The 21,987-nt window shown below is 49.1% G+C and carries 25 protein-coding genes and 2 pseudogenes; 26 read left to right on the top strand and 1 reads right to left on the bottom strand.

Translation table 11 applies throughout. The features are described from left to right. Positions 1-34: 34 nt before the first annotated feature. The 24 genes and pseudogenes from ACESSZ_RS12745 to ACESSZ_RS12630 all read left to right on the top strand — a co-directional run bounded on the left by ACESSZ_RS12745 (position 35) and on the right by ACESSZ_RS12630 (position 18,658). On the top strand, positions 35-832 hold the full coding sequence (locus ACESSZ_RS12745) for a histidinol-phosphatase (protein WP_008690050.1): 798 nt from the start codon (positions 35-37) through the stop codon (positions 830-832). 124 nt (positions 833-956) lie between these two features. After that, a complete protein-coding gene (rplM, locus tag ACESSZ_RS12740) occupies positions 957-1,394 on the top strand; it encodes a 50S ribosomal protein L13 (RefSeq protein ID WP_008690049.1) in 438 nt (145 codons plus the stop codon). Between the two features lie 12 nt (positions 1,395-1,406). Then, a complete protein-coding gene (gene rpsI / locus ACESSZ_RS12735; protein WP_008690048.1) occupies positions 1,407-1,811 on the top strand; it encodes a 30S ribosomal protein S9 in 405 nt (134 codons plus the stop codon). A gap of 465 nt (positions 1,812-2,276) precedes the next feature. Next, positions 2,277-3,098, top strand: coding sequence for a ParA family protein (locus ACESSZ_RS12730; RefSeq protein WP_123158614.1), 822 nt, complete (start codon positions 2,277-2,279; stop codon positions 3,096-3,098). After that, on the top strand, positions 3,055-3,981 hold the full coding sequence (locus ACESSZ_RS12725) for a ParB/RepB/Spo0J family partition protein (RefSeq protein WP_062807364.1): 927 nt from the start codon (positions 3,055-3,057) through the stop codon (positions 3,979-3,981). The genes ACESSZ_RS12730 and ACESSZ_RS12725 overlap by 44 nt, the downstream gene beginning before the upstream one ends. 12 nt (positions 3,982-3,993) lie before the next feature. Then, entirely contained in the window at positions 3,994-4,269 is a 276-nt protein-coding gene (locus ACESSZ_RS12720) for a DUF5720 family protein (protein ID WP_007045761.1), read from the top strand. Positions 4,270-4,298: 29 nt separating this feature from the next. Continuing rightward, positions 4,299-4,484, top strand: a complete 186-nt coding sequence (locus tag ACESSZ_RS12715; protein ID WP_040917401.1) for a hypothetical protein — start codon at positions 4,299-4,301, stop codon at positions 4,482-4,484. A 67-nt stretch (positions 4,485-4,551) separates the two neighbouring features. Further along, the gene (locus ACESSZ_RS12710) at positions 4,552-5,421 is read left to right on the top strand and encodes a DUF6017 domain-containing protein (protein ID WP_007045763.1); all 870 of its coding nucleotides are present in this window, start codon (positions 4,552-4,554) and stop codon (positions 5,419-5,421) included. A 34-nt stretch (positions 5,422-5,455) separates the two neighbouring features. Continuing rightward, positions 5,456-6,202: a BRO family protein gene (locus ACESSZ_RS12705; RefSeq protein ID WP_007045764.1), complete on the top strand. Its 747-nt coding sequence runs from the start codon at positions 5,456-5,458 to the stop codon at positions 6,200-6,202. A gap of 22 nt (positions 6,203-6,224) precedes the next feature. After that, the gene (locus ACESSZ_RS12700; RefSeq protein WP_007045765.1) at positions 6,225-6,536 is read left to right on the top strand and encodes a DUF5720 family protein; all 312 of its coding nucleotides are present in this window, start codon (positions 6,225-6,227) and stop codon (positions 6,534-6,536) included. A 12-nt stretch (positions 6,537-6,548) separates the two neighbouring features. Next, entirely contained in the window at positions 6,549-6,968 is a 420-nt protein-coding gene (locus tag ACESSZ_RS12695) for a DUF4313 domain-containing protein (protein ID WP_117541288.1), read from the top strand. Between the two features lie 86 nt (positions 6,969-7,054). After that, positions 7,055-7,555 (top strand): PcfB family protein, encoded by a 501-nt coding sequence (locus tag ACESSZ_RS12690; RefSeq protein WP_499842831.1) that lies wholly within the window; start codon positions 7,055-7,057, stop codon positions 7,553-7,555. Then, positions 7,552-8,907 (top strand): annotated as a pseudogene (locus tag ACESSZ_RS12685) (type IV secretory system conjugative DNA transfer family protein); the annotation flags it as partial. The gene ACESSZ_RS12690 and the pseudogene ACESSZ_RS12685, both read left to right, overlap by 4 nt. Further along, on the top strand, positions 8,897-9,133 hold the full coding sequence (locus tag ACESSZ_RS12680; protein ID WP_499842830.1) for a DUF4315 family protein: 237 nt from the start codon (positions 8,897-8,899) through the stop codon (positions 9,131-9,133). The pseudogene ACESSZ_RS12685 and the gene ACESSZ_RS12680, both read left to right, overlap by 11 nt. After that, positions 9,123-9,878 (top strand): DUF4366 domain-containing protein, encoded by a 756-nt coding sequence (locus ACESSZ_RS12675; RefSeq protein WP_123158125.1) that lies wholly within the window; start codon positions 9,123-9,125, stop codon positions 9,876-9,878. Before ACESSZ_RS12680 ends, ACESSZ_RS12675 begins: the two co-directional genes overlap by 11 nt. Then, a complete protein-coding gene (locus ACESSZ_RS12670; RefSeq protein WP_002571001.1) occupies positions 9,875-10,069 on the top strand; it encodes a hypothetical protein in 195 nt (64 codons plus the stop codon). Before ACESSZ_RS12675 ends, ACESSZ_RS12670 begins: the two co-directional genes overlap by 4 nt. After that, entirely contained in the window at positions 10,066-10,758 is a 693-nt protein-coding gene (locus ACESSZ_RS12665) for a hypothetical protein (protein ID WP_024739085.1), read from the top strand. The genes ACESSZ_RS12670 and ACESSZ_RS12665 overlap by 4 nt, the downstream gene beginning before the upstream one ends. Continuing rightward, positions 10,739-12,811 (top strand): type IA DNA topoisomerase, encoded by a 2,073-nt coding sequence (locus ACESSZ_RS12660; RefSeq protein ID WP_499842829.1) that lies wholly within the window; start codon positions 10,739-10,741, stop codon positions 12,809-12,811. The genes ACESSZ_RS12665 and ACESSZ_RS12660 overlap by 20 nt, the downstream gene beginning before the upstream one ends. After that, the gene (locus tag ACESSZ_RS12655) at positions 12,808-13,086 is read left to right on the top strand and encodes a hypothetical protein (RefSeq protein WP_055224644.1); all 279 of its coding nucleotides are present in this window, start codon (positions 12,808-12,810) and stop codon (positions 13,084-13,086) included. Before ACESSZ_RS12660 ends, ACESSZ_RS12655 begins: the two co-directional genes overlap by 4 nt. Before the next feature lie 6 nt (positions 13,087-13,092). After that, on the top strand, positions 13,093-16,461 hold the full coding sequence (locus ACESSZ_RS12650) for a YodL domain-containing protein (protein ID WP_378960755.1): 3,369 nt from the start codon (positions 13,093-13,095) through the stop codon (positions 16,459-16,461). A 1-nt stretch (position 16,462) separates the two neighbouring features. Further along, a complete protein-coding gene (locus ACESSZ_RS12645) occupies positions 16,463-16,678 on the top strand; it encodes a transposon-transfer assisting family protein (protein WP_007045780.1) in 216 nt (71 codons plus the stop codon). A gap of 148 nt (positions 16,679-16,826) precedes the next feature. After that, the gene (locus ACESSZ_RS12640) at positions 16,827-17,465 is read left to right on the top strand and encodes an alpha/beta fold hydrolase (protein ID WP_007045781.1); all 639 of its coding nucleotides are present in this window, start codon (positions 16,827-16,829) and stop codon (positions 17,463-17,465) included. 28 nt (positions 17,466-17,493) lie between these two features. Then, the gene (locus ACESSZ_RS12635) at positions 17,494-18,096 is read left to right on the top strand and encodes an alpha/beta fold hydrolase (protein WP_306776463.1); all 603 of its coding nucleotides are present in this window, start codon (positions 17,494-17,496) and stop codon (positions 18,094-18,096) included. 88 nt (positions 18,097-18,184) lie between these two features. After that, a complete protein-coding gene (locus ACESSZ_RS12630) occupies positions 18,185-18,658 on the top strand; it encodes a GNAT family N-acetyltransferase (protein ID WP_084759067.1) in 474 nt (157 codons plus the stop codon). Here the strand turns inward: ACESSZ_RS12630 and ACESSZ_RS12625 are convergent. Beyond that, positions 18,653-19,399: a hypothetical protein gene (locus ACESSZ_RS12625; protein WP_499842828.1), complete on the bottom strand. Its 747-nt coding sequence runs from the start codon at positions 19,397-19,399 to the stop codon at positions 18,653-18,655. The two genes, ACESSZ_RS12630 and ACESSZ_RS12625, sit on opposite strands and share 6 nt — an antisense overlap. A 154-nt stretch (positions 19,400-19,553) precedes the next feature. Between ACESSZ_RS12625 and ACESSZ_RS12620 the strand changes: the two genes are divergently transcribed. After that, positions 19,554-19,910: a TnpV protein gene (locus tag ACESSZ_RS12620; protein ID WP_040917406.1), complete on the top strand. Its 357-nt coding sequence runs from the start codon at positions 19,554-19,556 to the stop codon at positions 19,908-19,910. Then, a pseudogene (locus ACESSZ_RS12615) lies at positions 19,838-21,987 on the top strand (SNF2-related protein); the annotation flags it as partial. The gene ACESSZ_RS12620 and the pseudogene ACESSZ_RS12615, both read left to right, overlap by 73 nt.

Here is a 21,987-nt window from a genome sequence, read left to right as displayed (position 1 = left end):
ATGGAAATTTATAAAGATGAAAGGAGGAGGTTATATGCGTAAAACAAACTATCATATGCATACGAAACGTTGTATGCATGCTTCCGGCAGTGATGAAGATTATGTGCTTGCAGCTATCGAAGGTGGATATGAAGAAATTGGTTTTTCTGATCATTCACCTTGGCAATATAAGAGTGACTATGTGGCACATATGCGAATGCGTGCAAGTCAGTTTGATGATTATTATAACAGCATTAAAAAACTGCAAGTGAAATATAAGAATCAGATAGCAATTCGCATTGGTCTGGAATGTGAATATTTCCCTGAATATATGGGATGGTTGAAGACACTGCTAGTGAATTATGATATGGATTATATTATATTTGGAAATCATTATTATAAGACGGATGAAAAACGTATTTATTTTGGAACTGCTTGTGAGGATGACACCTATTTAAAACTTTATGTGGATGAGGCAATAGCCGGTATGAAAACAGGCCTGTATGCTTATTTAGCACATCCAGATTTATTCATGCGAGGAAAACGGGTGTTTGATCATAAAGCGGTAGAAGAATCGTATCGTTTATGTATAGCGGCTAAGGAATTAGGAATCCCATTGGAGTATAATTTGGCAGGTGCTGAGTATAATGCAATTATGAAGACGGAGCAGTATCCGCATAAGGATTTCTGGCGAATCGCTGCCGAGATTGGCAATACAGCCATTATTGGTGTAGATGCTCATGAACCATCGGCTTTAAAAACGGATACATATCGTGTTGAAGGTATAAAAAGATTGCGGGATTTAGGGTTAAATATAACTGATACGATAGAATTTGGAAAGTTTAAAGGATAAAGTGTTTATTTTTTATGAATTTCAAAAGATTTTTATTGACTTCTTGAGGGATTGATAATAAACTATTAAATAGGCACTTATGCCTTTGTAGCCCCGGAAACTACATAGGAAAGGAAGTAAAAATATGCGCCAAACAACATTTACTAAACCTGCAGACGTTAAACGTACATGGTACGTTGTTGACGGAACAGGATTGACTTTAGGTCGTTTATCTACAGAAGTAGCATCTGTGTTAAGAGGAAAACATAAACCTACTTACACACCAAACGTTGACTGCGGAGATTTCGTTATCATTATCAATGCGGATAAGATCGAAATGACAGGAAACAAACTGGACACTAAGAAATACTACAACCACTCTGGTTACGCTGGAGGATTGCGTACACGTACTGCACGTAACATGAAGGAAAACTATACTGTTGAATGGGTTGAAAGATCTGTTTATGGTATGTTGCCTCATACGAAGTTAGGTGACAGAATGCGTAGACATCTGTTCGTTTATACTGGAGCAGAACACCCACACACAGCTCAGCAGCCAGTTGAGTTGAAAATCAAAGGATAGGAGGAATAAGAAATGGCAGCTAAGAAAAATACAGTAACTTACAATGGTACAGGACGCCGTAAAACTTCTGTTGCTCGTGTCTTTATGACTCCGGGTAAAGGTAATATTGTTGTCAATGGAAAAACATTGGAAGAATATTTACCATTAGAAACTTTGCGTATGGTTGTTCGTTCACCATTAGAATTAACAGAAACTTTAGAACAGTTTGATATCAAGATCAACGTTCAGGGTGGAGGATACACAGGTCAGGCTGGCGCTATGCGTCATGGTATCACTCGTGCTTTAATGGAAGCAAGTGCTGATTATCGTCCTGCATTGAAAGCAGCTGGATTTGTTACTCGTGACCCTCGTGCTAAGGAACGTAAGAAGTACGGTCTCAAAGCAGCTCGTCGTGCTCCGCAGTTCAGCAAGCGATAATCGACTGCTCAGACTATATCAAAATGGTTCAAAAAGCCCGGAAAATCAAGGTTTTCCGGGCTTTTGCTATATCTAAACGGGCTGATATGGTTTGACCAAATTTGGCAAAACGAGAGCCGATTTCATCCAATTTTTAGTGGTCCGCAAGTGGTTAACTGGCCAAAAAGAGGGCGAAAAGAGGGGGAAGTGGTTCCCAAAGTGGTTAACCGAGAGCCGATTTTTGGGGTGCTTTTCAGCCCTCCTTTCCCTCGTTTTTTGGCTGTGGCAGTTTGGCATAGTTTGAGCTAATTTGAATAATTGAATATGAATTTGATGTAGCACACAGTATAAATGCTGGGTGCTTTTTTCATTTCAGGAACTCGTATTCCGGCGATAGAAAGAGCCGTCACTTCACTGTTAATTTTGAAGTGGCGGCTTTTTCTATTTCCAGAAGCAACAGCAATAATTAGAAATGAGGTGAAGTCAATGAACACGCAAATCATCGCCATTGCCAACCAGAAAGGCGGCGTTGGCAAGACAACGACCTGTGCCAACTTGGGAATCGGGCTGGCGCAGGCCGGAAAGAAAGTCCTTCTGATCGACGGGGACCCACAAGGGAGCCTGACAATCAGCCTGGGAAATCCGCAACCGGACAAGTTGCCATTTACATTGTCCGATGCAATGGGCAAAATTCTGATGGATCAGCCTATACGCACTGGAGAAGGTATTCTGCATCATGCGGAAGGCATTGACCTGATGCCTGCGGACATCCAGTTATCCGGTATGGAGGTATCCCTGGTAAATGCCATGAGCCGTGAGACTATCTTGCGGCAATATCTGGACACGTTGAAGGGGCAATACTCCCATATTCTCATCGACTGTCAGCCCTCCCTGGGGATGCTCACGGTCAATGCGCTGGCCGCTGCGAACAGGATCATCATTCCCGTTCAGGCGGAGTATCTGCCCGCCAAAGGGTTGGAACAGCTGCTCTCCACGGTAAACAAGGTAAAGCGGCAGATCAACCCCAAGCTCCAGATAGACGGTATCCTGCTGACGATGGTGGACAGCCGAACCAACTTTGCCAAAGAGATCTCCGCGCTCCTGCGTGAGACCTATGGCAGCAAGATCAAAGTATTCGGCACAGAGATTCCCCATTCTGTCCGGGCAAAGGAAATCAGCGCCGAGGGAAAAAGCATTTTTGCCCATGACCCTGGCGGCAAGGTGGCAGAGGGGTATCGAAATCTGACGAAGGAGGTGTTGAAACTTGAAAAGCAGCGCGAAAAAAATAGAGCTGGCATCGGTAGATGATCTGTTCTCCACCGAAGAAGGCCGCCAGGATGCAAAGCTGGAAAAGATTCAGGAAATTCCGTTGTCTGAACTGCATCCGTTCAAGAACCACCCATTCAAAGTCAAGGATGACGAAGCCATGATGGAGACCGCTGACAGTATCAAGCAGTATGGCGTTCTGGTTCCGGCCATTGCCCGACCGGACCCGGAGGGCGGTTATGAGCTGGTAGCCGGACACAGGCGGCACAGAGCCAGTGAACTGGCAGAAAAGGAGACCATGCCGGTCATTGTTCGGGATTTGGATGATGATGCCGCTACAATCATTATGGTTGACAGCAATTTACAACGAGAAAGCCTGCTCCCCAGTGAAAGAGCATTTGCTTATAAAATGAAGCTGGATGCCATTAAGCACCAAGGAGCCAGGACGGATTTAACTTCGGCCCAAGTTGGGCCGAAGTTGACTGCGGCAGAAAAAATCGCGGAGAACAGTCCAGATAGCAAATCACAGATTAAGAGATTTATCCGTCTGACAGAGCTGATTCCTGAATTGATGGATATGGTGGATGAAAAGAAGATTGCCCTGAACCCTGCCTATGAGTTGTCCTTTCTCAAAAAGGAGGAACAGGTAGACCTGCTGGACGCGATGGACAGTGAACAGGCTACCCCTTCTCTTTCCCAAGCCCAGCGGCTCAAGAAATACAGCCAAGAGGGGCATCTGACCCTCGATATGATGCGTGTCATCATGGGTGAGGAAAAGAAAAGTGATCTGGACCGAGTGACATTTACCTCTGACACTTTGCGGAAGTATTTCCCCAAAAGCTACACGCCCCAGCGGATGCAGGAAACCATCATCAAGCTGCTGGAGGCATGGCAGAAAAAGCGTCAGAGAGACCAGGAACGATGAAAGGAGCCGCCTATGAGGGATATTTCAGCCCGTGAGCTGAAAGGACACAACATTCTCGCCGTAGAGAGGTTTTGGGATAACACGCGCTGGATGATTGAGTTTTCCGTCCTGCGTCCCAGCACTGCTTACGGAAGCCCCGGAGATGAAATGCGGTTGTTTTTGACTGAGGACGGGTATCAGACCGCCCTGCAAAGCCAGCAGCGCCGGGAGATCAAGATCAAGCGTTACGCTCGTGTGATTGAGGGACATATCCTCGATTTCAAACCGGGAAAACGCCGCCGCTCATAAACCCATACAACGAAAGGAAAGGAATGACTATGTGTACGGTAAAGGAAATTCAAGAAGCAATCCGGGAAGATTGCAGATCTCAGCATGACATGGATTCAACAGATATTGACCGCGTGATGCAAACACTTCCTTTCGCCCAGGAGGAGCCATTTACAGAGGTGCGTCCCCAAAAGCCACTGTTTTGGTTCTATGCAAGAAAATTTGAAAAGCGCTGAACACCGCAATTCTTTGAAATGAGGATTGCGGTTTTTTTGTACCCAAAATTCGGAAGGAGTGAGGTCGATGGCCGTTTTTCGCATTGAACGGACCCGTGATTATACCGTGATGAGCAATCATCATTTACGAAATGCAAACCTGTCGTTAAAAGCCAAGGGGCTGCTTTCCATGATGCTGTCTTTGCCAGAGGACTGGAACTACACCACCCGTGGCCTTGCAAAGATCTGTAAGGAGGGCGTGGATGCCATCGGTGCTGCCCTGCGTGAACTGGAAGGAGCCGGATATATCGTGCGCCATCAGAGACGCGATAAAAGTGGGCGGATCACAGATACCGAGTATGTCATCTATGAACAGCCCCAGCCAGATATGTCCCAGCCGGATACGGCTTCACCAGATACGGAAAACCCGGATATGGTAAAACCGGATACGGAAAAGCCCGCAGAATTAAATATAGAGAAATCAAATACAGAAAAATCAATTACTTATGGATCAAGTACCGATTCCATTCCCTTCCGGGAAACAGCGGCGGAAAGACCGCCGGAACGGAAAGGAAGGGATGCGATGTCTGTCACAGAGATAGAAAATTATCGGGAGTTGATTTTGGAGAATATCGAGTATGACTGCATGAAACAGCGTTATCCTCTCTACCTGGATGACCTGAATGAGATCGTAGAGCTGTTGGTCGAAACGGTCTGTGCCAAACGAAAGACCACCCGGATCTCTGGGGCAGACTTCCCTCACGAGATCGTGCGTTCCCGTTTTTTGAAACTGGACAGCTCCCACATCGAGTTTGTCATGGACTGTCTGCAAAAGAATACCACCCAGGTACGCAACATGAAGCAGTACCTGCTTGCGGTGCTGTTCAATGCGCCTACCACCATGAATAACCACTACACTTCACTGGTCAATCACGATATGCACGCAGGCGGCTGGTAAAGGCCGCCTTTTATCATGCCAAAGGAGGCACGACATGAACCAGATGGAAATTTTCAAAAACCCGGAGTTTGGCAGTATCCGTGTCATTGAGGAAAACGGCAAATACTTGTTCAGCGGAACGGATGTGGCTGCTGCGCTGGGGTACAGTAATCCCCGCGATGCAATTATCCGCCATTGTAGGTATGTCGTGAAACGCGACGCACCTCACCCACAAAGCCCCGACCGCAAAATCAGTATGACTTTTATCCCAGAAGGCGATTTGTACCGCCTAATCGTTCACAGCAAATTGCCATCGGCAGAACGGTTTGAACGGTGGGTGTTCGATGAGGTCCTGCCTACCATTCGCAAGCACGGGGCCTATCTCACGAAAGAGAAGCTGTGGGAGGTTGCCACTTCCCCGGAAGCTCTGATGAAGCTCTGCTCAGACTTGCTGGCTGAGCGTGAAGCGAATATTTCTCTGCGTAAGGAAAATGCACAGCTGGAGGGCAAAGCCGCTTTCTATGACCTGTTCATCGACTTAAAGCACAGCACCAATCTCAGGACTACCGCCAAAGAGTTGGATGTCCCAGAGCGCCGGTTTGTCCGGTTTCTGATAGAACGGCGGTTTGTGTACCGCACGGCATCCGGCAATGTGCTGCCTTATGCCAATGTGAAAAATGCAGGACTGTTTTGCGTTAAAGACTACTGCAACCACGGTCATACCGGTTCCTACACGCTGGTCACGCCCCAGGGAAAGCTCTACTTTGCCCAGCTGCGGGAGATGATCTTGCTGGTCTCATAAGAACGGAAAGAAAGTGGGTTTTATGCAGGAAGGCAAAACAATCGGTCAGCTGATGGAGGAAATGCGCCAGAAAGCCGGGGCGCAGAACTATCACGGCCATGACTACATGGATCTCCAGCGGTTTGCGGAGAACACCCGGCACATGATTATTTTTGATGTGCTGACGCATGATTCCCCGGTGGGCTGGAAAGGAGAACGCACCCGCCTGTTTTTGTCAGAGATAGGCTATGAAAAAGCTCTGGACAGTCAGGCAAAGGGGCAGATCAAGATTCTCAGCCATGCAAAGGTCAGAAATGGAGATTTGTTTTATGACCACAAAGAACAGATACGATAGGAGGAATCCGATATGAATGAGGAAAAGAAAGTACCCTTTAAGTGGGAATATGGGGAAGAAACCATATCGCTGCAACTTGGGATGTATGCGAATAATCAGCGGCTTTATATCGGCATGATTACCCATACAGAAGATGGGGAGGAACCGTTTGCAGATATGACGGTGAACCTTCCGGGGTATTCCCTGGACCCCGGAGAGGCGTTTATTTCCGGTGACATCAGCAAGGACCTGCTGCGATTCATCAAAGAGAACAAATTGGGGAAGGTGCTTCCCTACCAGGTGCAGTCCGGTTATGGAAAATATTCTGCCGTTGCCTTTGATCTGGAGAAGTTGAAGGCATTTGACCCCAAAGGTGTGGCTGAGTTTCGGAAAGAGTGGAATCTGCCGGATAAGAAGCCGGTAAAGAAAAAGAGCCGCGGGATGGAGCGATGAAGAAATATTTTCTCCGGAGGCTGGTGGTTCCGCCTTAGAAATAAATGCACCACCCCTGCACATTTTGTGGAAAGGAGGCGATGAAAATGCAGGAAGAAGTGGAAAACAGGACTTTAACGCTGGTTGTCAGTGGAACAAAGTTCACCGGCAGGCTGCTCAAAGCCGCCATCAGCAAGTACATGGCCCACTGCAAGGAAAAGAAGCTGCAAAAGCAAAGAAGCCGTGACGCTCCTGTGACACCCCACGGCAAACAGACCGTCAAGCAGCTCATTGGTCAGAATCAGGGGATCTCCAATATCGAGATCACAGACCCTTCCATCAAGGAATTTGAGAAGATCGCCCGGAAATATGGTGTGGATTATGCGGTGAAAAAGGACCGCAGCAGTTCTCCGCCAAAGTACCTGATTTTTTTCAAAGGCCGTGATGCAGATGCTCTGACAGCAGCTTTTACAGAGTACACCAACAAAAAGGTCAAAGAGGCGACGAAAACAGAGCGCCCGTCCGTACTGGCAAAACTTAACCAGTTCAAAGAGATGGTTAAAAATGCTGTGGTGGATCGCACCAAGCGAAAGGAGCTGGAACGATGAAAAAGACATTGGACATCAAAAAGCTCATTTTGCTGAATATGCCGTATATCCTGCTGGGGCTGTTTGCTACCAATTTTGGAGAGGCATGGCGAATGGCACAAGGGGCGGATGCTTCAGAAAAGTTTCTTTCGCTGATTGCGGTTCTGCCTGGGGCGCTGCAAAGTTTCTGGCCAAGCCTGCATCCATTGGACTTGTTGGTAGGACTGTGTTGTGGAGGCAGTCTGAGGCTGGCGGTGTATCTTAAAAGCAAGAACGCCAAGAAATATCGACATGGTTTGGAATATGGTTCGGCCCGCTGGGGAACCCGTGAGGATATTGCACCTTACGTTGATCCTGTATTTCAGAACAATGTGATTCTGACGAAAACGGAGAGCCTGACCATGAACAGCCGCCCCAAGGACCCCAAGACTGCCAGAAACAAAAATGTAATGGTGATTGGCGGCTCCGGTTCCGGTAAGACCCGATTCTGGCTGAAACCCAACCTGATGCAGATGCACAGCTCCTATGTTGTGACGGACCCGAAGGGAACAATTCTGGTGGAGTGCGGAAAAATGCTCCAAAGGGGTGCGCCCAAGCTGGGGAAGGACGGAAAGCCCATGAAGGATAAGCACGGCAAGGTCATTTATGAGCCGTACCGAATCAAGGTCCTAAATACAATCAACTTCAAGAAGTCCATGCACTATAACCCTTTCGCCTATATCCATAGCGAAAAGGACATCTTGAAGCTGGTAACAACGCTGATCGCCAATACCAAAGGCGAAGGCAAGGCCGGAGACGATTTCTGGGTAAAAGCAGAAACCTTGTTGTACTGCGCGCTTATTGGCTATATCCATTATGAGGCTCCGGTGGAGGAGCAGAACTTCTCTACCCTCATTGAGTTCATCAACGCCATGGAAGTCCGTGAGGATGACGAGGAGTTCAAAAACCCCGTAGACCTGATGTTTGATGCACTGGAAGCCGAGAAGCCAAATCACTTTGCGGTGCGCCAGTATAAGAAATATAAGCTGGCCGCCGGTGTTGTATGCTCTAAAAGACTTCTTAATCAAGCGGTTGGGAAGTCTCTTAGAACACACAACCTAAAACCGAAGAAAGGAGCGCAAGTTATGAGAAAAAATGAGAAAATCACAGCTCTGTACGAACGACTGAGCCGTGATGACTTTGGCAAAGATGATGACCAACAGCGTGAGAGCAATTCCATATCCAATCAAAAGGCAATGTTGGAGGAGTTCGCCGCACGGCAGGGCTTTACAAACATTGTCCATTTCACGGACGATGGCATTAGTGGTACTTGCTTTGACCGTCCCGGATTTTTAGCAATGATGAAAGAAGTGGAAGCCGGGAATGTGGAGTATTGACCAGGAGATTACCAAGGTCCGCGAGAAGATCGCAGAGTATCAGGAAAAGCTCAAGGTGCTGGAGGCACAGAAAACCGAGGCGGAAAATCTGGAGATCGTCCAGATGGTGCGCGCTTTGCGTATGACCCCTGCCCAGCTGAGCGCCATGCTGTCCGGCGGCACAGTTCCCGGCAGTATGGTGGATGACAACAACGAACAGGAGGAAAACAGCTATGAGGAATAAACGATTGCTCCGAACACTTTCTGCCCTTTGCCTGACGCTGGTTCTGGCATCGGGCTTTACCATTCCCGCTTTTGCCCAGGGCGCAGCGCCGCCCCCGGCAGAGGATACCACCAATGACAGCAATGTGGTGGTGGAAGAACCCGAAAAAGCACCTCCGCTGACCCCGGAGGGTAACGCCGCTCTGGTGGATGATTTTGGTGGCAACAAGCAGCTCATTACCGTTACAACCAAGGCAGGCAACTATTTTTATATCCTGATCGACAGGGCCAATGAGGATAAAAAGACTGCTGTTCACTTTCTGAACCAGGTGGATGAAGCGGACCTGATGGCGCTGATGGAGGATGGAAAACCCAAAGAGGAGCTGCCTGCGGTGTGCAGTTGCACGAAGAAATGTGAAGCAGGGGCAGTCAATACGGCCTGTCCGGTCTGTGTAACTGATAAGAGTAAATGTACGGGAAAAGCACCGGAACCTCCGGCAGAAACATCGGAGCCGGAAAAAGAGAAGCCTGCCGGACTGAACCCGGCTGCCCTGATCCTTCTGCTGGCTCTGCTGGGCGGCGGTGGCGTATTTGCCTATTTGAAACTCGTTAAGAACAAGGCTAAGACCAAGGGCAATGACAGTCTGGATGATTATGATTATGGCGAGGAAGATTCCGAGGAATGGGAAACCGAGGATGAGGAGTCGGACGAGTCTGACGCTGACAGGGGCAGCACAGAAGAAGATGACGAGGACAGCGTGAAATGACCCGTTTCACAGACAGTCCCTATGAACGCATGATGACACGCAGGCCGGAGGGCGGGAAGGAAACTTCCCGTCCTCCCTCTTTGCCCCAAAGCCACCCCTGTTATGGCTGCGGAAATTATGGAAGCCCCTGCGTAGGTGTCTGCCACCGTGAGATGGAACGATGGCTCAAAGAAAGGAAACGAAAAAAATGAGTGTTCTGATTATATTTATCAAGCTGATTGCTGTTTTTGACCTGCTGGTGATCGCCGTGTATTTTGGCGGCGACATTCTTTCTACCATGTTAAACAAACTTCGGAGAAAAGCAAAACAGGAAGATTCCTTTGACTTTTCTCAGGATGCCGTGATGGTTTCATTATCCATAGATTCTGTCCGTCAGCTTTATTCCGGTGACGCGGCAGATTTTGTGGAAGATAAGATTTTGCCAAATGCGGAGAAAACGATGGCTGTTTTGACGGACCAGGAACAGGCAGCAGCCCGTCTGCTCTTATCTGCCCTGATCGGTTTTCTTGCAGCAGAAGCTCCTATGGATGAACAGAGCTTTCCTATGGTAATGGAACTTCTGAACTGTATGGAGGGTGAAAAAGAGGATGGTTGTCAGGATGCAGTAGAAAGTTTGCTTGAAGATGCTGTCCGCAATACCCACCGCCATGAAGAATATTACAGCAATTATCAACGCTACCAGCTGATGCAGGTGGATAAAACTCGTGTCATTTTGGCTTGCCGCATCATCATCAATGACCTGCTGGGGAAACTGTACCGCTATGACTACCGGTTTGGTTATAACCTGCTTCTGGATGAGGAAAACAGCATTGAGAAAAAACTGCACACGCCTGTGCGGGAAGAATGGGAGGTTGAAGAATATGAAGCTGGTGATTGCTGAAAAACCATCAGTTGCCCAGAGTTTGGCGGCGGTGATCGGTGCAACTGCCCGTAAGGACGGGTATCTGGAGGGCAACGGCTGGCGTGTCAGCTGGTGTGTGGGCCATCTGGCCGGTCTTGCGGACGCAGACAGCTATGACCCCAAGTACGCCAAGTGGCGATATGATGACCTGCCTATTCTGCCGGAGCATTGGCAGATGGTGGTGGGAAAGGATAAGAAAAAGCAGTTTGATATTCTCAAAAAGCTGATGAACGCCCCGGATGTGACGGAGGTAGTAAATGCCTGCGATGCCGGACGCGAGGGCGAGCTGATCTTCCGCAGCGTCTACGAGCTGGCAGGCTGCCAAAAGCCCATGAAACGCCTCTGGATTTCTTCGATGGAGGACTCCGCCATAAGGGAAGGCTTTGCAAACCTGCGCCCCGGTGCGGACTATGACGGGCTTCGGGATGCTGCTCTTTGCCGCGCTAAGGCCGACTGGCTGGTGGGGATCAATGCCACAAGGCTGTTTTCCGTGCTGTACCACCGCACCCTCAACATCGGGCGCGTGATGTCCCCAACCCTGGCGCTCATTGTCCAGCGAGAAGCTGAGATCGACACCTTTAAGCCAGTTCCCTTTTATACCGTGGCGCTGGAGCTGCCCGGTCTTACCGTATCCGGGGAGCGCATGGCGGATAAGGCTGCTGCCGAGCAGCTGAAAGAAGCCTGTCAGGGTGCAGCTGCCACAATCAAAAAGGTGGAGTGCAAGGAAAAGTCCGAAAAGCCGCCTGCCCTCTATGACCTGACTACTCTGCAAAGAGATGCCAACCGCCTGCTTGGATTTACAGCCCAGCAGACCCTGGACTATCTGCAAAGCCTGTATGAAAAGAAGCTCTGCACCTATCCCCGTACTGACAGCCGCTATCTGACCGGTGATATGGCAGACAGCCTGCCGGTGCTGGTCAATCTGGTTGCCAATGCTATGCCGTTTCGCAAAGGGATCGCCATTACCTGTGACCCCCATGTGGTCATCAACGATAAGAAAGTAACTGACCACCACGCAGTAATCCCTACCAGAAATCTCAAGGATGCAGACCTTTCTGCCCTTCCTGCGGGAGAAAAAGCGGTGCTGGAGCTGGTGGCCCTGCGTCTGCTGTGCGCCGTAGCCCAGCCCCATATCTATTCGGAAACTGTTGTGATTGCAGCGTGTGCCGGTGGGGAGTTTACCGCCAAAGGAAAAACAGTGAAGCACCCCGGATGGAAAGCTCTGGAGGACGCTTACCGTGCCAAAATGAAAGATGCAGAGCCGAAAAAAGATGGTGCAGAGAAAGCCCTGCCGGAGCTGACTGAAGGACAGACCCTTGCGGTTGCTGCTGCAATCGTCAAAGAAGGCAAAAGCAGTCCACCCCAGCACTTTACGGAGGATACCTTGTTGTCCGCAATGGAGACTGCCGGAAAAGAAGATATGCCGGAGGACGCCGAGCGAAAAGGTCTGGGGACACCGGCCACCCGTGCCGGTTTTCTGGAACGAAAAAAGAACAGGAAAACGGTGCAGCTTCTCCCTTCCCACGATGCAGTCTCCCTGATAACAGTCTTGCCGGAACAGCTGCAATCGCCGCTTCTGACTGCCGAGTGGGAGTACCGCCTGGGAGAGATCGAGCGCGGGCAGCTTGCCCCGGAGGAGTTTCTGGACGGGATCAGCACCATGCTGAAAGATCTGGTGGGAACTTATCAGGTCATCAAGGGAACCGAGTACCTGTTCTCCCCGCCCCGTGATGTGGTAGGCAAATGCCCTCGCTGCGGCGGTGAAGTTGCAGAACTGCAAAAAGGCTTCTTCTGTCAGAATGATTCTTGCAAATTTGCAATCTGGAAAAATAACAAATGGTGGGCTGCCAAGAAAAAACAGCCGACCAAGGCTGTGGTGTCTGCACTGCTGAAAGATGGCCGTGTCCGTGTAACGGGCCTATATTCTGAGAAAACTGGCAAGACCTACGATGCCGCTGTGGTTTTGGAGGACGATGGACAGTACGCCAACTTTAAGCTGGAATTTGATCAGCGGAAAGGAGGCAGCCGATGAAGCTATCTTTAGTGGAACGGGAAACCATTCTCCTTTATAACCAGGCAGAACCAATGGCTGAGGTCTACACCCACGATCCCCGTCTGATGGAGAAGCTGGAACTGCTGGCAAAAAAGCACCCCGACCAGATCACCCGAAAGGACGCCCATAACTTTACCGTCCCAAAGCGGTGTGTATCAGTCCGGGAGCCATATAGCGCAGAACGCCGCAAAGCCGCCAGTGAGCGTGCGAAAGCCGCCGGATACCAGCCTCCTATGCGAAAGTCCGGCAGTTAAAGGCACATGACAGAGAATGTATTTGAAGCAGTCAAGCAGTCGGTCAGCACCAGAGATGCGGCAGCGTTTTATGGGATCGAGGTCAAACGAAATGGCATGGCCTGCTGTCCCTTTCACGATGATAAGAACCCCAGCATGAAGGTAGACCAGCGGTTCCACTGCTTTGGCTGCGGTGAAGATGGGGATGTGATCGACTTTACCGCAAAGCTCTTTGACCTCTCCCCAAAAGAAGCGGCGGAGAAACTGGCACAGGACTTTGGCCTGATCTATGACAGTCAGGCCCCTCCCCGCAGGAGATATGTCCGGCAGAAAACCGAGGCACAAAAGTTTCGGGAGGACCGGCAGCGGTGTTATCGCGTACTGTCCGATTACTACTATCTGCTGAAAAAATGGGAGGCCGACAATTCTCCCCGGACACTGGAGGAAGAACCGCACCCCCGTTTTGTGGAAGCAATCCAGAAAAAAGCCTATGTAGAGTACCTGCTGGACCTTTTTCTGTATGAAAGTGAAGAAGAACAAAGGGCATGGATTGCAGAACACATAGCAGAAATCACACACTTGGAAAGGAGATTGAAAATCATGGCTGAGAACAAACCCACCAACCGAGAGCGGCTAAGGGAAATCACAGATGGCATCGAGCAGGGCATCAAAGAACTGTTTGAGAGTGAAAAGTATATGAGCTATCTGTCCGTTATGTCCCGCTTCCACCGCTATTCGGTAAACAACACCATGCTCATCTATATGCAGAAGCCGGACGCCACTTTGGTAGCCGGATACAATAAGTGGAAAGACCAGTTTGAGCGTCATGTAAAAAAGGGCGAGCATGGCATTACCATCATCGCCCCCACACCGTATAAGAAGAAAATCGAGGAACAGAAGCTGGACCCGGATACCAAGGCTCCGATTCTGGATAAAGACGGAAAGATCGTCACAGAGGAAAAAGAAATCGAAATCCCCATGTTTCGCCCGGTCAAGGTCTTTGATGTAAGCCAGACCGACGGGAAACCTTTGCCGGAGCTTGCTTCCTCTCTTTCCGGCAATGTGCCAAATTATGAGGCATTCATGGAGGCCCTGCGCCGCAGCGCACCGGTGCCGATTACTTTTGAAGCAATGGCCGCCGATACGGACGGCTATTTTTCTGCCGATCATCAGAAAATTGCCATTCGTCAGGGCATGAGTGAGGTGCAGACGGTTTCGGCCACAGTACACGAGATTGCCCACAGCAAGCTCCACAATCAGAAAAAGATTCAGATTGCCAATGACGAGCAATATCAGGAGATCGAGCTGTTTGATAAACCCGGTCTGTTCTCCAATGGGCGGATTGTCCGTGATAATCTGCCGGAGGGCGTTTATTGCTATGACCTGCGCGGTTCTGACTACGACCCCGGAGAGCCGGTCTGTGTAGAAGAACAAGTGGTTGTAAACCATGCAGGTTCCGTTCTGCTGACAGAGCCGCTGGAGCTGGCGGAAGATGGACGCCTGATCCTGACCGAGGAAGAAGGGCTGAATTTTGTTGGCGGCTTTTCTACCCTCACCCAGTTTTTGCAAGAACAGAGGAAAGACCGCCACACGGAGGAAGTGGAGGCTGAAAGCATCTCCTATGCGGTCTGCAAATATTTTGGCATTGAGACCGGAGAAAACAGCTTCGGCTATATTGCAAGCTGGAGTCAGGGCAAGGAACTGAAAGAGCTGAGAGCCAGTTTGGAGACCATCAATAAGACCTCCGGCACTTTGATCTGTGACATTGAGCGCCACTATAAGGAAATCTGCAAAGAGCGTGGAATTGACCCCAATACAAAAGCAGAGCCGGAAACCGCCCCGATAGAGCAGCCGACCGGCAATCTAACCTACTATGTAGCAGAGTGCATGGAGTTTCCAAACCTCGGAGAATACCACGATAACCTGTCTTTGGAGGAAGCTGTCCGCATTTATCAGGAGATTCCGGCAGAGCGAATGAACGGGATCAAGGGCATTGGTTTTGAGCTGAAAGACGGAAGCGACTATGAAGGACCTTTTCCGATTTTGACCGGCCAGACCATTGACCTGGACACCATCCAGGCAATCGACTATTACCGTGATAATCCTCTGGTGCAAAAAGCGGTAAAGGAACTGGCTGCGGCAATGCCGGAAATGGAAGTGCTGGGGGCGGACGCCAATCAGCAGGAGGCTTTGTTTCTGATCGACAATGCCACCTATCTTCATATCCAGTCCTGTGACAGCGGCTGGGACTATACCCTTTACGATGCCGCATCCATGAAAGAGTTGGATGGTGGTCAGCTGGATATGCCGGAGATTTCCCGCATGAAGGCAGTTCTCCAGATTTGTGATGACAACGATTTGGGCAGAGACTCGGTAAAATACGCACCGTTGTCCATGATTGAGACCTTGCAGGAAGCTGCCTACCAGCAGATGCAGGCAGAGGCCAGTCAGATGACTGCTTCTTCCCAGCTGCCGGAGGCACAGGAGCAGGCGCTGGATGAATACCCAACGCCGGATGAGCAGGTCTCCACACCGGATATGCAGAAATACGGTTACTCTTATGACGGGATGCTCCCTGTTACCAGAGAACGGGCGCTGGAACTGGATGCCGTCGGTTTGACTGTCTATGTGCTGCATGAGGACAATACGGAGAGCATGGTGTTTGACCCGCAGGAGATCATGGAGCATGGCGGTCTTTTCGGCGTGGATCGTGAGGAATGGGAGAAAAGCCCTCAGTTCCACGAAAAGGTCATGGAGCGTCAGGAACATCAGCAGGAACGAGAACAGGCATTTCTCTCCCAGAACAGAAACTGCTTTGCCATCTACCAGGTGAGCCGTGACGATCCGCAGAATGTGCGCTTTATGAATCTGGACTGGTTAGAGTCCCATGATGTTTCCGTAGACCGCAGCAATTATGACCTCATCTACACCGCTCCGCTGAGTGAGTCTGGCACTGTGCCGGAGCAGCTGGAAAAACTCTATCAGCAATTCAATCTGGAAAAACCCGTAGACTTTCACAGTCCCTCCATGAGCGTCAGCGACATCGTTGCGATCAAACAGGACGGTAAGGTATCCTGTCATTACTGCGACAGCGTTGGTTTTACCCAGATCCCCGGATTCCTGCCGGAAAATCCGCTGAAAAATGCAGAGATGGCCGTAGAGGACGATTACGGCATGATCGACGGCATCATCAACAATGGCGCAAAAGAGCCTACGGTGGCAGAGCTGGAACAGCAGGCCCGAAGCGGTCAGCCCATTTCCCTGATGGCTCTGGCAGCCGCCACCCATCGGGAGGAATGGGAAAAGAAAAAATCCGTTGTGGAACAGCTGAAAAACCAGCCCAAAGCAGAACACAAAAAGACAGCACCCAAAAAGAGTGCGGAAAGGGAGATTTGATATGGGAAACTTTACTTTTGAGGAAATGAACCTGATGTGCATTTACAATACCGGCAGCCGCACCGGGCTGATCGACAGCCTGCGTGAAATGCACGGCGAGCTTTCGCCGGAGGAAACGGAACTGAGGGAGCTGACCGACAGTGCCCTTACGAAGCTCTGTGCGATGACCGATGAGGACTTCTCTCAGCTGGAGCTGTACCCGGATTTTGACCAGTAAATTTATCGTGTCAGGATGACATAGTGAGAGAAACTGTCCGATGGAAAGGCGGTTTCTTTTGTTTTTTACAAAAGCCCACTATACTTTTAAGGTTGAGGAAATTATAATGAATGATGGATAAACATAGAAATTATGGAGGATTACTATCGTGGATAAAGCAGTTATTTATATACATGGAAAAGGAGGAGATGCTGAAGAAGCTCTCCATTACAAGTCGCTCTTTAGTGATTGTGATGTAATTGGTCTTGACTATACTGCACAGTTTCCATGGGAAGCAAAAGAAGAATTTCCATTACTTTTTAATTCGATTTATAGAAACTACAAGACTGTTGAAATAATCGCCAATAGCATTGGAGCGTATTTTGCTATCAATGCCTTATCAAATCAGCAAATAGAGAAAGCATATTTTATTTCGCCCATTGTAGATATGGAAAGGCTTATTGCTGATATGATGATTTGGGCAAATGTTACAGAAGATGAACTCAAAGAGAAAAAAGAAATTCAGACAACCTTTGGAGAGACCCTTTCATGGGATTATCTTTGCTATGTAAGAGAAAATCCTATTATATGGAAAATCCCAACGCACATTTTGTATGGTGAAAAAGATAATCTTACCGCTTATGGAACGATATTTGAATTTGCCCAAAGAACCCATTCAACACTTTCTGTCATGAGAAATGGAGAACACTGGTTTCATACAGAAGAACAGATGAAGTTTTTGGACGAATGGATTGTTGAAAATTCTAAACACAATGACAGGTTTTCAAGAGCAACTTGTGTGCGTTGATGAATATCTTGAACTTAGGAGGTGTTTAATGAAAACGGTTCTTTTACATGGGTTGGGACAAACTGCACAGGATTGGAAAGAAGTAGTCCAACAACTATCAAATTCCGATGTCGATTGCCCAGAACTTTTTTCTTCAACAGAAGATGAAATATCATATTCGCAGATTTTAGGCGATTTAGAACAGCGGTATTCTGAAGAAAAAGAGCCGCTTCGTATCTGTGGTCTTTCGTTAGGTGCGCTTCTTGCGATTGATTTTGCTATTCAGCATGAAGAAAAAGTGGCTTCGCTGGTTTTGATTGGCGCACAATATAAAGTTCCAAGCTTACTGATAGATTTTCAAAATCTTATCTTCCGTTGTATGCCAAACAAGGCTTTTGAAAGTATGGGACTATCAAAAAGCAGCACCATAAAATTGGCTCACTCTATGCGATCATTGGATTTTACTGCGCAATTAAATAATATTTGTTGTCCAGTGACAATTTTGTGTGGCAAAAAGGATACTGCCAATCTAAAGGCTTCTAAAAGGCTAAAAGAATTGCTACCCCAAGCTACTTTGCACATCGTTCCAAATGCAGGACATGAACTCAATAAATATGCACCAAACACGATTGCAGAGATATTAAACAACTAAACACTCAAAACCTTACTCCTAAACTGGGGTTGTATCCAGATGTTGACCAGTAAATTTATTGAACCAAGATGAGGTGGTGAGAGAAGTTATGCAATATATGATACGAGAAATGAAAAGCCAAGAATACAGATTGTTAAGCGATTTTTTATACGAAGCGATTTATATTCCGGAAGGTGTTGAAGCACCACCTAGATCAGTCATAGACTTTCCAGAATTACAAGAATATATCATTGAGTTTGGGAATCGAAAACACGATAAAGCCTTAGTTGCAGAAATTCAAGGAGATATAGTAGGAGCTATTTGGGTAAGAATTATGAATGATTATGGACACATTGATAATGATACACCATCTCTTGCTATGTCTGTCTGCCCTCGATATAGAGGATTAGGCATTGGAACTTCATTATTGAAACAACTATTACAAGTAGAAAGATTGGCTGGATATTCAAAAATATCCCTGTCCGTTCAGAAAAGTAATTATGCAGTGAAAATGTATGAGAAAGTGGGATTTACTGTTGTTGACGAAAATGATGAGGAGTATATTATGATTGTAAATCTATAAAAAATACAGTTTGCATAACAAATAACCTAACCCCAATTTAATATTCACAGTTTTACCCAGCAGGAAATCATTTAGGTTTCCTGCTTTTCTTTTATCCAAAAACCGAAAGGAGGACAGAACACCATGCCAACCAAAGCTGAACTGTATGCGCAGATGGCGGACAAGGTGGCAACACAGCTCACGGGGAGCTGGCAGGAATGGGCAGGGTTTCTCACCACTGCTTCCCGCCTTTACAAATACCCGTTCCATGAGCAGCTGATGATCTACGCCCAGCGACCGGACGCCACCGCCTGTGCAGAGTACGATTTGTGGAATGAAAAGATGGGCCGATATGTAAGGCGCGGTTCCAAGGGAATCGCTCTGGTGGACGATTCCTGGGACAGACCACGCCTGCGCTATGTCTTTGACATTTCCGACACCGGAACCCGTGAACATTCCCGCACTCCTTGGCTGTGGCAGCTGGAGGAGCGTCATCTGGATTCCGTGCAGGCCATGCTGGAGCGCACCTACGATGTTTCCGGTGATGACCTTGCCGGACAACTCACCGAGGTAGCCGGAAAACTGGCCGAGGAATACTGGACGGAGCATCAGCAGGACTTCTTCTATATCGTTGACGGTTCCTTTTTGGAGGAATATGATGAGTATAACATCGGAGTGCAGTTTAAGGCAGCCGCCACCGTCAGCATCACTTACGCTTTGATGTCCCGCTGTGGACTGGAGCCGGAACGCTACTTCGACCACGAAGATTTCATGGCGATCTTTGATTTCAACACCCCGTCCACCATCGGGGCGCTGGGAACAGCGGTCAGCCAGATCAACCAGCAGGTGCTACGGCAGATCGGCGTCACCGTCCGAAATGCAGAGCGCGAAGCCAACCAAGAAAGGAGCAAACAAGATGAACAATCCCATGACCTATATCCAGAACGGAGACTATCTGATTCCCGACCTGAAGCTGAGCCAGCAGCCGGAGAAATCCCTGGGCAAGTACGGCAGGATGAGGAAAACCTATCTGAAGGAACACCGTCCCATCCTCTACAACCAGATGCTACTGAGCGAGAAGCTGTACCCGCACCTTCTGGAGATCGACGAGACCGCCCAGAGCAGACTGGAGCAGATGATACCCCAACTGGCGAAGGAAGCGGGAGCCACCGAGGAACTGAAAGCCAGCGATCCCATGAAGTGGGTGGGGCTGATGAACACCTGCAAAGCCCAGGCCGAGGAGATTCTGATGGCGGAGCTTATCAACAGCTGACCCTAAACCTGTTCCTCTCCGAAGCGGAACAGATCCAATCCATAGATGAAGCAGAGAATGTAGCGCATACATCCTCTGCTTTTTCTTTTGCCCAAAATGACATCGACCATGTGCTGCGTTTGGGCGGCAATACAGACCGTCAAAGGGAGCGTGTGGTTGCAGCCTTTGAAAAGCAGAAAACCACCGCTGAGATTGCCAAGATACTGAAAACGCTGTACCACGGCGGCAATGGCCTTGGCAGTGTGAGCGCATGGTATGCCGAGGATGGTATCCATCTTTCCCATGGGAAGTCTGTCCGTTATGACAGGTCTGCCCAGGTCATTTCCTGGGAGAGCGCCGCAGAGCGTATCGGGGAGCTTTTGGAGAGCGGCCAGTTTGCCTCCAATGTGGAGCTTACAGAAGCGGCAGGCTATGAACGCTCCCTCCTCTCGGAAAAGCTCTGGCATCTGTATCACGATCTCAGTGAGGACGCCAGAAAAGCCGGATATTTGTCCTGCCTGTCAGAGATCAAAGGCAATGGTTTCCCGGAGGAGACTCGCCGCCTGACGGAGCAGCTGAGTGACCCGGCTTTCCGCCAGACACTCAAGGAAGAATACGCCGCCTTCTGGACTGCCTATCAGCAGGACCGTGATCTGTTGCGTTTTCACTATCACAGACCAAGGGAGATCTGGGAGAACCTGAAGGACCTTGACCTGCCACGCAGGACCTTTTCTTCAGACCTTTCCCAAGTGCCAACCGTTCAGCACTTCATTACCGAGGATGAGATCGACGCCGCTATGACCGGCGGCAGCAGTTTCGCCGGAGGAAAAGGCCGTATCTATGCGTTCTTCATGGCAAACCATACGGATAAGGAGAAAGTGAGATTCCTCAAAGACGAGTATGGCATTAGCGGACGCTCTCATGCCTTGTCCGGTGCAACACACAGCGGCGAAGATCACGATGGGAAAGGACTGCACTATAAAAAGCAGGACTGCCCGGATGTTCACTTGAACTGGGAAAAGGTTGCCAAACGCATTACATCTCTCGTCCAGAAAGACCGCTATCTTACAGAACAGGAACAGGCTCAGTATGACAAAATCCAGGCTGAAAAGGAACTGGTCGAAGAAGATGCCATTCAAGCCCAGCAGCCGGAGATGGAGGAAGAAACGCTAAAGCCTACCCTTGGGGAGCAGTTTGAGCAGTATAAGCCTGTGGTGACTGCCGCTATTTCCGAGGATGCCGCATACCGCAACGCCTGCGGTCACAGCGACCATGAAAATGCTGTCATCGAGGGCAATGCCGCTGTGCGCCGTGCGGTTCTTGGTTCTAAGGATATGGAGCTGATCCGACTCTATTCGGATGTGCCGGAGTTCCGTCAGCGTTTACACCGGGAAGTGATCGACGAGACCTATCCAAAGCTCCATGAGCTTCTGCGCCCTCTTTCTCAGGAAGATATTGATACTGCCCTTTGCTCATGGAACGGCAATATCGAGAGTAAACACGCTGTTGTCCGCTATATGAAAGACCATGCAAGAGAAAAAGATACCGCCGCATGGCTGGCTCAGGAATACGGCGGCAGTAACAGCAACAGCCTGTTCGTTGTCCGTGCCGGCAGCCCGGAGGAAACGCAGCTGCCCTGGCCGAAGGTACAGCGCAGGCTTGCCCAGCTCATTCAGGAGGAACGGTTCTATACCGAAGAAGAACAGAACCGTTTTGACAACATCGACCCCATCGCCATCCGGGAAGCCTTGGAAGAAAGAGGGATCGTCAACGGACAGGTGGCAGACCCGGAAAAACTGGACAATGACCCGTTTATCCAGCAGATGATGTCGGATGCAGATCAGATCGCAGCTGCCGAGACAGAGCAGACTTCCGAAGTTTCCATTTCCGATGAGGAATATGATGCCGTTCGCAGCCCCATTCCACAAAGAACCTCCTATGACCCTGCCGCCCCGGTTTATGCCGTGGGCGATACCGTGTATATCGAGGATGACGCCTATCAGATCACCGAGCTGAGGGATGACACCGTACAGCTTCTGCCCACCGGCATGGTATATCCCATCTACCGGGCAGAGCGCAAAGAACAGTTCGAGCAGCT

Origin of the sequence: Eubacterium sp. 3_1_31, from assembly GCF_964249515.1 — a bacterium.
Lineage (GTDB): Bacteria > Bacillota_I > Bacilli_A > Erysipelotrichales > Erysipelotrichaceae > Longicatena > Longicatena caecimuris.
This window is presented reverse-complemented; position numbering and strand designations above follow the sequence as displayed.

Bases quoted from the DNA above. Each gene is read 5' to 3' on its own strand.
- ACESSZ_RS12745 (WP_008690050.1), top strand. From the start codon at position 35: ATGCGTAAAACAAACTATCATATGCATACGAAACGTTGTATGCATGCT.
- rplM (WP_008690049.1), top strand. From the start codon at position 957: ATGCGCCAAACAACATTTACTAAACCTGCAGACGTTAAACGTACATGG.
- rpsI (WP_008690048.1), top strand. From the start codon at position 1,407: ATGGCAGCTAAGAAAAATACAGTAACTTACAATGGTACAGGACGCCGT.
- ACESSZ_RS12730 (WP_123158614.1), top strand. From the start codon at position 2,277: ATGAACACGCAAATCATCGCCATTGCCAACCAGAAAGGCGGCGTTGGC.
- ACESSZ_RS12720 (WP_007045761.1), top strand. From the start codon at position 3,994: ATGAGGGATATTTCAGCCCGTGAGCTGAAAGGACACAACATTCTCGCC.
- ACESSZ_RS12715 (WP_040917401.1), top strand. From the start codon at position 4,299: ATGTGTACGGTAAAGGAAATTCAAGAAGCAATCCGGGAAGATTGCAGA.
- ACESSZ_RS12710 (WP_007045763.1), top strand. From the start codon at position 4,552: ATGGCCGTTTTTCGCATTGAACGGACCCGTGATTATACCGTGATGAGC.
- ACESSZ_RS12705 (WP_007045764.1), top strand. From the start codon at position 5,456: ATGAACCAGATGGAAATTTTCAAAAACCCGGAGTTTGGCAGTATCCGT.
- ACESSZ_RS12700 (WP_007045765.1), top strand. From the start codon at position 6,225: ATGCAGGAAGGCAAAACAATCGGTCAGCTGATGGAGGAAATGCGCCAG.
- ACESSZ_RS12695 (WP_117541288.1), top strand. From the start codon at position 6,549: ATGAATGAGGAAAAGAAAGTACCCTTTAAGTGGGAATATGGGGAAGAA.
- ACESSZ_RS12690 (WP_499842831.1), top strand. From the start codon at position 7,055: ATGCAGGAAGAAGTGGAAAACAGGACTTTAACGCTGGTTGTCAGTGGA.
- ACESSZ_RS12680 (WP_499842830.1), top strand. From the start codon at position 8,897: ATGTGGAGTATTGACCAGGAGATTACCAAGGTCCGCGAGAAGATCGCA.
- ACESSZ_RS12675 (WP_123158125.1), top strand. From the start codon at position 9,123: ATGAGGAATAAACGATTGCTCCGAACACTTTCTGCCCTTTGCCTGACG.
- ACESSZ_RS12670 (WP_002571001.1), top strand. From the start codon at position 9,875: ATGACCCGTTTCACAGACAGTCCCTATGAACGCATGATGACACGCAGG.
- ACESSZ_RS12665 (WP_024739085.1), top strand. From the start codon at position 10,066: ATGAGTGTTCTGATTATATTTATCAAGCTGATTGCTGTTTTTGACCTG.
- ACESSZ_RS12660 (WP_499842829.1), top strand. From the start codon at position 10,739: ATGAAGCTGGTGATTGCTGAAAAACCATCAGTTGCCCAGAGTTTGGCG.
- ACESSZ_RS12655 (WP_055224644.1), top strand. From the start codon at position 12,808: ATGAAGCTATCTTTAGTGGAACGGGAAACCATTCTCCTTTATAACCAG.
- ACESSZ_RS12650 (WP_378960755.1), top strand. From the start codon at position 13,093: ATGACAGAGAATGTATTTGAAGCAGTCAAGCAGTCGGTCAGCACCAGA.
- ACESSZ_RS12645 (WP_007045780.1), top strand. From the start codon at position 16,463: ATGGGAAACTTTACTTTTGAGGAAATGAACCTGATGTGCATTTACAAT.
- ACESSZ_RS12635 (WP_306776463.1), top strand. From the start codon at position 17,494: ATGAAAACGGTTCTTTTACATGGGTTGGGACAAACTGCACAGGATTGG.
- ACESSZ_RS12630 (WP_084759067.1), top strand. From the start codon at position 18,185: ATGCAATATATGATACGAGAAATGAAAAGCCAAGAATACAGATTGTTA.
- ACESSZ_RS12620 (WP_040917406.1), top strand. From the start codon at position 19,554: ATGAACAATCCCATGACCTATATCCAGAACGGAGACTATCTGATTCCC.